At 68.3% G+C, this 9,415-nt stretch carries 9 protein-coding genes; 1 reads left to right on the top strand and 8 read right to left on the bottom strand.

Translation table 11 applies throughout. The features are described 5' to 3' along the window. Positions 1 to 88: 88 nt before the first annotated feature. The 4 genes from ACLQ6X_RS07060 to dusB form a co-directional block, all read right to left on the bottom strand. On the bottom strand, positions 89 to 1,714 hold the full coding sequence (locus tag ACLQ6X_RS07060; RefSeq protein WP_411699467.1) for an ABC transporter substrate-binding protein: 1,626 nt from the start codon (positions 1,712 to 1,714) through the stop codon (positions 89 to 91). A 178-nt stretch (positions 1,715 to 1,892) separates the two neighbouring features. Continuing rightward, positions 1,893 to 3,743: a DNA primase gene (gene dnaG, locus ACLQ6X_RS07065; RefSeq protein WP_411699468.1), complete on the bottom strand. Its 1,851-nt coding sequence runs from the start codon at positions 3,741 to 3,743 to the stop codon at positions 1,893 to 1,895. 388 nt (positions 3,744 to 4,131) lie between these two features. Then, the gene (locus ACLQ6X_RS07070) at positions 4,132 to 5,385 is read right to left on the bottom strand and encodes a deoxyguanosinetriphosphate triphosphohydrolase (RefSeq protein WP_411699469.1); all 1,254 of its coding nucleotides are present in this window, start codon (positions 5,383 to 5,385) and stop codon (positions 4,132 to 4,134) included. Further along, positions 5,378 to 6,538 (bottom strand): tRNA dihydrouridine synthase DusB, encoded by a 1,161-nt coding sequence (dusB, locus tag ACLQ6X_RS07075; RefSeq protein WP_411699470.1) that lies wholly within the window; start codon positions 6,536 to 6,538, stop codon positions 5,378 to 5,380. The genes ACLQ6X_RS07070 and dusB overlap by 8 nt, the downstream gene beginning before the upstream one ends. A gap of 47 nt (positions 6,539 to 6,585) precedes the next feature. Here dusB and ACLQ6X_RS07080 point away from each other — a divergent pair, with 47 nt between their 5' ends. Beyond that, the gene (locus ACLQ6X_RS07080; protein ID WP_411699471.1) at positions 6,586 to 7,047 is read left to right on the top strand and encodes an aminoacyl-tRNA deacylase; all 462 of its coding nucleotides are present in this window, start codon (positions 6,586 to 6,588) and stop codon (positions 7,045 to 7,047) included. A gap of 197 nt (positions 7,048 to 7,244) precedes the next feature. On the opposite strand, the gene ACLQ6X_RS07085 is transcribed toward ACLQ6X_RS07080, so the two are convergent. From ACLQ6X_RS07085 to ACLQ6X_RS07100, 4 genes are all read right to left on the bottom strand, one after another. Beyond that, positions 7,245 to 7,382 (bottom strand): hypothetical protein, encoded by a 138-nt coding sequence (locus tag ACLQ6X_RS07085; protein WP_411699472.1) that lies wholly within the window; start codon positions 7,380 to 7,382, stop codon positions 7,245 to 7,247. Continuing rightward, positions 7,379 to 8,029 (bottom strand): DsbA family protein, encoded by a 651-nt coding sequence (locus tag ACLQ6X_RS07090; RefSeq protein WP_411699473.1) that lies wholly within the window; start codon positions 8,027 to 8,029, stop codon positions 7,379 to 7,381. The genes ACLQ6X_RS07085 and ACLQ6X_RS07090 overlap by 4 nt, the downstream gene beginning before the upstream one ends. Further along, positions 8,026 to 9,042: a hypothetical protein gene (locus ACLQ6X_RS07095; protein WP_411699474.1), complete on the bottom strand. Its 1,017-nt coding sequence runs from the start codon at positions 9,040 to 9,042 to the stop codon at positions 8,026 to 8,028. Before ACLQ6X_RS07095 ends, ACLQ6X_RS07090 begins: the two co-directional genes overlap by 4 nt. Positions 9,043 to 9,176: 134 nt before the next feature. Continuing rightward, the coding region (locus ACLQ6X_RS07100) for a hypothetical protein (protein ID WP_411699475.1) at positions 9,177 to 9,415 on the bottom strand (239 nt) is incomplete at its 5' end.

Genomic DNA, 9,415 nt, shown 5'->3' on the forward strand with positions numbered 1-9,415 from the left:
CTCCACCCCCCCCCGGGGGGGGGGGGGGGGCCGCCCCCCCCCCCCCCCCCCCCCCACTCTATTGCGGTTGGGAATTATCCGACGGGTTCTAGCCCTTGGTCAGGCCCGCGAAGCGGACCTTGAACGAGGCGTCGAGGGTGAGGCCCTCGACGGTGGAACCGGTCACGGCGAGCTGAGCGCCCTGGAGCAGGGGAACGGTCGACAGGTCGCCCGCTACCTTCTCCTGGATTTCCTCGATGAGCGCCTGGCGTGCAGCGGGGTCGACCGTGGTCGCCTGCTCTAGGATCAGGTCGTTGACCTCTACGTTGTCGTAGTGGTTCGCGAGGAAGTTCTCCGTGAGGAAGAACGGCGTCAGGTAGTTGTCGGCGTCGGAGTAGTCCGGGAACCAGCCGAGCTGGTACGACGGGTAGACGTCGGCGGTACGGTCCTTCGAGTACTGCACCCACTCGGTGGCCTGGATGTTCACGGTGAACAGTCCGCTCGACTCGAGCTGGTCCTTGACGAGGGCGTACGCGTCGCCCCACGAGGGGCCGTAGCGTTCGGCGACGTACTGCAGGCTGAGCTCGACGGGGGTCGTGATGCCGGCGGCCTCGAGCGTCGCGGCTGCCTTCTCGGCATCCGGTCCGCCTTCGCCGTCGCCGTAGAGAGGCTTGAGCGCCTCGGTGGCGCCGGTCAGGCCCTCGGGTACGTAGGAGTAGAGCGGCGTGTAGGTCTCTTTGAAGACCTGGGTCGCGATCTCCTGGCGGTCGACGAGGTCGGCGGTCGCCTGGCGCACGGCGAGTGCCTTGGCCGGGTCGGCCTCGGGGGTCGTCGCGCCGAAAGGCATCGTGTCGAAGTTGAAGACGATGTACTGGATCTCTCCACCGGGGCCGTCGACGACCTTGACCGAGTCGTTGCCGCGCAGGTCTTCGACGTCGGTCGCAGACAGGCTGCGGAACGCCACGTCGATGTCACCCTCCTGGATGTTGAGCTTCAGGTTCGACGAGTCGGTGTAGTAGCTCAGGATGACCGAGGAGTTCTCGGCCTCGCCGAGGAGACCGTTGTACTCGGGGTTCGGCGTGAACTCGATCGTCTTGTTGAAGTCGTAGCTCGTGATGGAGTACTGGCCGGCGAAGGCGTTGCCCTCGACGATCTCGTCGTCGGGCGTGAGCGCGTCAGCGGAGAACACGTCCTCGTCGACGATCGGGCCAGCCGGGCTGGAGAGGATCTGCGGGAAGATCTGGTCGTTCTCCGCCTTGAGGGTGAAGACGACGGTGGTCTCGTCGACCGCTTCGGTGCTCTCGAGGTTGTAGAGCAGGCTCGAGGGGCCGTTCTCGTCGGCGATCGCCAGCTGGCGGTCGAAGCTGAACTTGACGTCGGAGGCGGTGAGGGCGTTGCCGTTGGCGAACTTCAGGCCCTCCTTGAGCACAACCGTGTACTCGGTCGGCGCGGTGAACTCGGCCGACTCGGCGATGTCGGGCTCGACGTCGGGGCTGCCCAGAGGCGTGTTCATGAGGAACGGGAACACCTGGTTCTGAACGCCGAACGAGCCGTTGTCGTAGGAGCCTGCGGGGTCGAGCGCGGTGACCTGCTCGGTGGTTCCGATGAGGATGGCGCCGTCTCCGGACTCGCCACCGCCCTCTTCGGTAGCACAGCCGGTGAGCACGAGAGCGAAGGCTGCGGTTCCGGCGAGAATTCCCGCCGCGCGCCTGCCCTTCATTGATGCGAAAGCCATAAGCGTGTACTTCTTCCTGTGTGAGTGCAAGAAATGAATGTGCGGCGCACGCCAAATGACCACGCCGTACATTGCTGTGATCAAGTAGTAACACAGATGCACACGGCACCATCCGTCAGCGGCGTCGACGCCGCGGATGTTTACACGAAAGCAACATTCGCTCGTGAAAGGCCTTCGCCTATCCCGCGCGGAGGGCCCGACGCTCGCCCTCGACGCGCACCAGGTCGCGCTGGATCTGGCCGTACTTTTCGACGTCCACCGTGGCATCCGTTCTCTGCAATGCGCCGAGGAGATCTTTCTTCTGGCGCAGCAGGTCGCGGTCGATGAGCCCGGCGACGACATCCCGGCAGTAGGCGCCGATGAGCTCGGGACGCTCGGGGATGGGTGCGACGCCGAGCTGCTTGACGAGGGTCGCAAAGGGGAGGGGCACCTCGTCGGAGACGCGCGCGAGCCAGTCGGGAGCCTCCCAGTGCTCGGCGCTGGTCGCTATCGCGTCGCTGACGACCGCGAGCGTGTTGTCGCTGAACGTCACGTCGGCCGCGCGGCGGATGAAGTCGAGTCCGACGTCGGTGGGGTACTGCAGCATCGCCATGAGGGCGTCGCGCTCGAGGCGCGTTGTGGGGTCGGTGGGCAGTTGCATGAGCGAGAGGCTCGTGTCGAGGCTCTGCGCGGACTCGCCCGCCTTCGCCTCCGCCGTCGTCGTGGACCGGGCGGATGCCACGGCACGCCGCACCTCGTCGAGATCCATGCCCAACCACTGGGCGGTCTGCCGAACGTAGCCGACCTCGAGCGCCTCGTCGCGGATGCCGGCGACGACGGGTGCGGTCGCCCGCAGCGCGGCGACGCGGCCCTCGACGGTGGCGAGGTTGTGGGCGTCGAGCACGCGCCGGATCATGAACTCGAACATCGGCTTGCGGGTGGTGACGAGCCGGCGCACGGCGTCGTCGCCGCGATGGAGGCGCAGGTCGCACGGGTCGAGCCCGTCGGGGGCTACGGCCACGAAGGTCTGGGCCGAGAAACGCTGCTCCTCGTCGAAGGCACGGCTGGCCGCCTTCTGCCCGGCGGCGTCGGGGTCGAACGTGAAGATCACCTCGCCGGTGCTGCGCACGTCGCCCGCGACGTCGCCCATCACCCGGCGGATCATCTTGATGTGGTCGACGCCGAAGCTCGTGCCACAGGTGGCGACGGCGGTGGTGACGCCGGCGAGGTGGCAGGCCATCACGTCGGTGTAGCCCTCGACGACAACGACCTGCTTGCCGCGGGCGATGTCCTTCTTGGCGAGGTCGAGCCCGTAGAGCACTTGGCTCTTGTGGTAGACCGGCGTCTCGGGGGTGTTGAGGTACTTGGGGCCCTGGTCGTCGTCGAGCAGCTTGCGCGCGCCGAAACCGACCGTCTGGCCGGTCGTGTCGCGGATGGGCCAGACCAGCCGGCCGCGGAAGCGGTCGTACACGTCGCCGCGCTCGCCCCGACCGAGCAGGCCGGCGACCACGAGCTCGTCGTCGCTGTAGCCGAGGGTCTTGAGGTGCTTCCCGAGCGCGCCGTGACGCGGGGCGAACCCGATGCCGAAGCGTTCGGCGGCACCCTGGTCGAAGCCGCGTTCGCCGAGGAACCGGCGGCCCGGCTCGGCCTCGTCGGTTCCGAGCGACGCGACGTAGAAGTCGGCGGCGGCCTGGTTGGCGCTCAGGATGCGGGCGCGGTTGCCGTGGTCGCTTGCCTGACCGCCGTCTTCGTAGTGCAGCTCGTAGCCGAGCCGGCCGGCGAGCAGCTCGACGGCCTCGGAGAACGACACGTGGTCCATCTTCTGCAGGAACGAGTAGACGTCGCCGCCCTCGCCGCAGCCGAAGCAGTGGTAGAAACCGACCTGGGGGCGTACGTGGAAGCTGGGGCTGCGCTCCTCGTGGAACGGGCACAGGCCCTTCATCGACCCGACGCCGGCGCTCTTGAGGCTGACGTAGTCGCCCACAACATCGGCGAGGTTGGTGCGCGACCTGACTTCGTCGATGTCGCTACGTCGGATCAGGCCTGCCACGTGACGAGTCTACGGTCGCCGCTCCCCCGCCGCTGTCGCGCGTCCCCATCTGTGCACGGCCGCCGCCTGCGCGGCTTCCATTTTTCGGAAATTCAGGATGTCGCGTCGCTGGCACGTTTCACCGGCGCGGAAACACGCGGGTGAGGTAACCCGCACCGACGCGACATCCTAAATTTCCGACAGGGCGAGCAGCACGGGCACCACCCCACCCTCGCAACCGCCCCTCCGGGCTACCAGATTCGGAAATTCAGGATGTGCCGTCGCTGGCTCGCAACACCGGCGCGGAAACACGCGGGTGAGGTAACCCGCACCGACGCGACATCCTGAATTTCCGACACGGCGGGCGGGATATGCGGCGGGGGCGGCGGCGCGGGGCCAGGGGCGGCGGTCAGCCGATGAGGCGGGCGTGCCAGGCCAGGGCGGACTGGTCGGTGAGCGAGGCGACCTGGTCGACGATCACGCGTTTGCGGGCGTTGTCGTCGGGCGCCGCGTGCCAGTCGGCGGCGAAACCCGCGTCGAGGTCGCGGTGCTCGGTCGCCAACAGGGCGTCCGCGAGGTCGGTCAGGATGTTGCGCTGCTCGGCGTAGATCGGCTTGCGGGCGTTCGTCGACATCACGTTGGCCGCCACGATGCCCTTGAGCACGGCGATCTCGGCCTGGGTGTCGCGCGGGATCACGACATCGGCCCCGAACCGGATCAGCGCGCCCGAGGCGTGCGCGGCGCGCGTGGCGTGCACCGCCTCGTGGGCGAACCGGCCGATCAGCTGGCTGGTGAGATTCTTCAGCCGGGCGAGGTCGACCCGCGACCCGCTCCACGACTGCAGCCAGTAGTCGAGGCTGTCGAGCCGGTCGAACGCGGCGATGAGGGTGTCGTGGTCGAACTCCCCGCCGATCCACGCGAACATCGAGTCGACCAGCTCGTCGTGGTCGGCCCGGGCGCCGAGTGCGGGCACGTCGAGGAATCCGCCGACGACGGCATCCTCGAAGTCGTGCACCGAGTAGGCGATGTCGTCGGAGAGGTCCATGACCTGGGCCTCGATGCAGCGCTGCCGGTCGGGTGCGCCCTTCCGCAACCACTCGAATACGGCCGTGTCGTCGTCGTAGAAGCCGAACTTGCTGCGTCCGCTCGGGTCGGGGATGCCCTGCGACGCGGGCCACGGGTACTTCGTGCTCGCGTCGAGCGAGGCGCGGGTGAGGTTCAGCCCGTAGCTCTGCCCGTCGCGGCCGAAGACCTTGGGCTCGAGGCGGGTCAGCAGCCGCAGAGTCTGCGCGTTGCCTTCGAAGCCGCCGAAGTCGATCGCCCAGTCGTTGAGCGCCTTCTCGCCGTTGTGGCCGAACGGCGGGTGCCCGATGTCGTGCGCAAGGCACGCGGTGTCGACCACGTCAGGGTCGAGTCCGAGGCTCTCGGCGAGCTCGCGCCCGACCTGCGCGACCTCGAGCGAGTGCGTCAGGCGGTTGCGGGCGAAGTCGAGACCCTGCGTCGGGCTGAGCACCTGAGTTTTCGCGGCGAGCCGGCGCAGCGCGCTGGAGTGCAGCAGTCGCGCGCGGTCGCGGGCGAAGTCGCTGCGGCGGCTCGAGTGCTCTTCGGGCAGCCAGCGCTCGGCGTCGGCCTCGCTGTACTGCCCGGTATCTCCCCTAGCCACCACTGTTGTGCAATTCGGCCTCGATCAACTCGGTACGGAAGCTCTCGTCGAGGTTCCGGCTGTCGAGCCAGCCGTACGGCAGGCTCGGGTTCTTGGGGCTGCCGGCACGGCCGCGGGGGCCCTCGGCCTCCTTGCCGGGGTACGGCTGGTCGAAGTCGAGCGTCGCGATGAGGTCGTCGATCTCCTGCACGCTCGACGACATGGCGAGAGCCGCGCGGGTCTCGCCGCCCACCGGGTAGCCCTTGAAATACCAGGCCACGTGCTTGCGCATGTCGCGGCACGCGCGGGCCTCTTCGCCGTCGTAGAACTCGATGAGCAGCTCGGCGTGACGGCGGTAGGCCTGCGCGACCTCGCCGAGGGTCGGCTGGATGATCTCGGCCCCGGAGCCCGAGAACGCCGCCGCGAGATCACCGAACAGCCACGGCCGACCGAGGCAGCCGCGGCCGACGACGACCCCGTCGCATCCGGTCTCTGCGACCATGCGCAGGGCGTCGTCCGCGCTCCAGATGTCTCCGTTGCCGAGCACGGGCACGTCGGTGATGGTCTGCTTGAGCTTCGCGATAGCGCTCCAGTCGGCCTGACCGGAATAGAAGTCGGCGGCCGTGCGCGCGTGCAGCGCGATGCTCGCGACCCCGGCGCCCTGGGCGGCCTTCGCGGCCTCGATGTAGGTGAGGTGCTCGTCGTCGATGCCCTTGCGCATCTTGATCGTGAGCGGGATGCCGCCCGCCGCCTTCACGGCGCCCTCGACGATGTCGCGGAAGAGGTCCTGCTTCCAGGGGAGCGCCGCTCCCCCGCCCTTGCGCGTGACTTTCGGCACGGGGCATCCGAAATTCAGGTCGATGTGGTCGGCGCGGTCTTCGGCGACGAGCATCGTCACGGCCTCGGAGACCGTCTTCGGGTCGACGCCGTAGAGCTGGATGCTGCGGGTCGACTCCGACTCGTGGTGCTTGATGAGCCGCATGCTCTCGGGCGTGCGTTCGACCAGCGCGCGGCTCGTGATCATCTCGGAGACGTAGAGGCCGGCGCCGTATTCGCGGCAGAGCCGGCGGAAGGCGGTGTTCGTGATGCCGGCCATCGGCGCGAGCACGACCGGTACGTCAAGGGCGATGGGCCCGATCTGTAGGGTAGGAAGTGTGGCGGTCACGGCGGTCATTTGTTCAATTCTTCCACGTTCTTCATATTCGGATACTCAGAGGCGCAATGACCGGTTCAGAACGAGTGGCCTCGGATGCTGCGAGCCGCGGTATCGCGGTGGAGTTCGTGGAGCGTCCCGCGGCAGGTTCGCTCGAAGAGGCGGCAACGCTGCTCGGGCTCTCCGCCGCGGGCATCGTGAAGACGCTCGTGGTGAAGCGGCACGACGGGAGCTACCTGTTCGCCCTCGTCCCGGGCGACCGGCAGATCTCGTGGCCGAAGCTGCGCGCCGTGGTCGGTGTGAACAAGCTGCGTCTGCCCGAGGCGTCGCTGGCGCTCGAGGCCACGGGCTACGAGCGCGGCACGATCACCCCGCTCGGATCGTCGACCGCGTGGCCCGTGTTCGCCGACGAGCGCATCGCGGGCCTGCGCATCGCGATGGGCGCGGGCGAACACGGCATGAGCGCCTTCGTCGACGCGGACTCGCTCATCGCCGGCTTCGACGCGACGGTCGCCGACATCTCGGACTGAGCGCGGCGGGAGCCGCGGCATCCTGCGGGCTGAGCGCGTCCCTGCACCCGCCGGTCTATCTCGGAAGTTCAGGAATCCCGGTCGGAAGCGATTTCCGCGGGCCTGCAAACATGCGGGCGGCCACCGCCCATCGACCGGGTTTCCTGAATTTCCGAAACCACTGCGCGAGTTCTTGCCCTGTAGTCGGGGCTACCGGGCTAGATGCGGTCTTCGTCGAGACGCTGGTTGACGACGGCCTGCTCGGTGCGCGGCGGGATCTCGCAGGAGTCGCCCACGCACGCGGCGGCAGACGGGTCGCCGGCCATCACGAACGGGGTCGTCTGGGCCGAGGTCATGAGACGTCCCGCTCGGCGCGGGCCTGTTCGAGCACGTCCGCGAAGGCTGCCGCCTCCTGCGCGCCGGAGACACCGTACTTTCCGTCGATCACGAAGAACGGAACACCCTGGATGCCATAGGCCTGCGCCTGCGCGACATCCGCTTTCACGTCGGCAAGATACGTCTGGGCCTCGAGGACCGCGACGACCTCGTCACGGTCGAGGCCGACACCGGCGGCGAGCTCGGCGAGATCCGCGACGCGGCCCACGTGCCCGCCGTCGACGAAGTAGGCCTTGAGCAGGGCTTCCTTCATCTCGAGCTGCAGCCCCTTGCTCTTCGCGAAGTGCAGCAGCTCGTGCGCCTTGATGGTGTTGGTCTGGTGCACGTGGTCGTAGTCGTAGTCGAGCCCGACGCTCTTGGCGATGCCGGTCACGCGGTCGAGCATCATGTCGACCTGGTCGGGCGCGATGCCCTTGCGCTGGCTCAGGAAGTCCTTGGGCGAGCCGTCGAAGTCGACCGGGGTGTCGGGAGCGAGCTCGAACGAGTGGTACTCCACCTCGACGTCGCCGCCGAACTGCGCGGCCCCCGCCTCGAACTTGCGCTTGCCGATGTAGCACCACGGGCACTGCACGTCGGACCAGATATCAACCTTTATGGGAGTACTCACCCCAGAGCCAACGCCCCACCCCGCCCCTTATTCCCGGCGGGTTTCGGAAATTCAGGAATCGCGGATTTTCGCCAGGCGCTGCGGGCCGGAAATACGGGCTTTTTGAGTGGATGCGCGACGCCGGTTCCTGAATTTCCGCACGAACAGGCGGGTGCCCGGGCGGCTATGGCGCGCTCGACGGCGAGCACGATGCGGTCCCACTTGCGGAAGACCATGTTGGCGCTCGGCCGCAGCGGGTGCAAGCCGGCGGTCGTGATGTCGAGGTCCTTCGTGCGGTCTTCCTCGAAGCGGCTCTCGTGGAACTCCCGCCCGTCGGTCTCGATGCCCACGCAATCGTCGACCACGAGGTCGATGCGCTCGAGGTCGCCCAGCCGCACCTGTATATCGACGTCGTGTCCGAGCATCCGGAGTCGGGTTCGCGTGAGACTCTCCGGCAGGCTCTCACAACGGCCGTCCACCCATTCCCTGATCGCCCGCCGGTTACGCGGAAGGTGCGCGAAGATCCGCTCGAAGTCCATCCGGTCGATGCGGCCGGTGTGCACCGCCCAGTCGAGCGCCGCCACCGCGGTCTCGAACTCTTCGTCGAGCACCACACGCACGAGGGCGTCTCGCAGGTCCACGCTCGTCGCGGTGCCTCTGCGCGCCACGCCGCCGTCGTCCCAGTGCAGCGCCAGACCCTTCACGTGCCGCTTGGCGAGTTGGACGAAACGGTTGGACGGCGTGCGCAGCCGGGCCGCGTTGTCGTGCACCGACACGTGAAGCGGATGTCTGCCCAGCACCCAGCCACCGGCGGCGATCACCGCCGAGATACCGGTCAGCCTGCCGCCGACCCGCACGGCGCGTACCCGGGGATCGTCTTCCGCCAACGTGGAGTACCAGCCCTGCCGCGCCCGGATCACCCTGCCGCCCCTCACCGCGAGCGTGAGGTCGAGGTCGCGAGCGCCGAGCGCCACGAGCTGCTGTTTCTGGGCCATGCCGCCGAGCCGATCGACGAGTTCCGCAATGTCCGCCATCCCGGTATGGTGGCCGCCGCAGTTGCGCCGTAGGGCGGCCCCGCACAGCCCGTGCGGGCGCCCGCCGCGCTCGCACCTGTGGAGGGGTGGACGGCCGGACGCCGGTCGAGACGACCACCCCGCCCGTCGAAAATTCAGGAATCGCGGTCGGTGCGGGCGACCGGATGCGCCAGAACCCGCTCGTCGCCCGTTTGCTGGCGACGGGATGTCCTGAGTTTCCGAATTGGGGCGGGAGTGCGGGTGACGGGCGCCGCGACATCCGCCACCGCTTTTTGCGAACTCAGGAAATCGCGTCGACTCGGGGGTCGGATGGCGCGGGTTCTCGCGGGGTCGCCGCATGCAAACGCCGCCGTGTCCTGAATTTCCGAAGAAA

Origin of the sequence: Conyzicola sp., from assembly GCF_046714715.1 — a bacterium.
Classification (GTDB): Bacteria; Actinomycetota; Actinomycetes; order Actinomycetales; family Microbacteriaceae; genus Conyzicola.

Excerpts from the sequence above, each read along its gene's own strand:
- dusB (WP_411699470.1), bottom strand. The coding sequence starts at position 6,538 with ATGACCGCCGTGACCGCCACACTTCCTACCCTACAGATCGGGCCCATC.
- ACLQ6X_RS07095 (WP_411699474.1), bottom strand. The coding sequence starts at position 9,042 with ATGGCGGACATTGCGGAACTCGTCGATCGGCTCGGCGGCATGGCCCAG.
- ACLQ6X_RS07080 (WP_411699471.1), top strand. The coding sequence starts at position 6,586 with ATGACCGGTTCAGAACGAGTGGCCTCGGATGCTGCGAGCCGCGGTATC.
- ACLQ6X_RS07085 (WP_411699472.1), bottom strand. The coding sequence starts at position 7,382 with ATGACCTCGGCCCAGACGACCCCGTTCGTGATGGCCGGCGACCCGTCT.
- ACLQ6X_RS07060 (WP_411699467.1), bottom strand. The coding sequence starts at position 1,714 with ATGGCTTTCGCATCAATGAAGGGCAGGCGCGCGGCGGGAATTCTCGCC.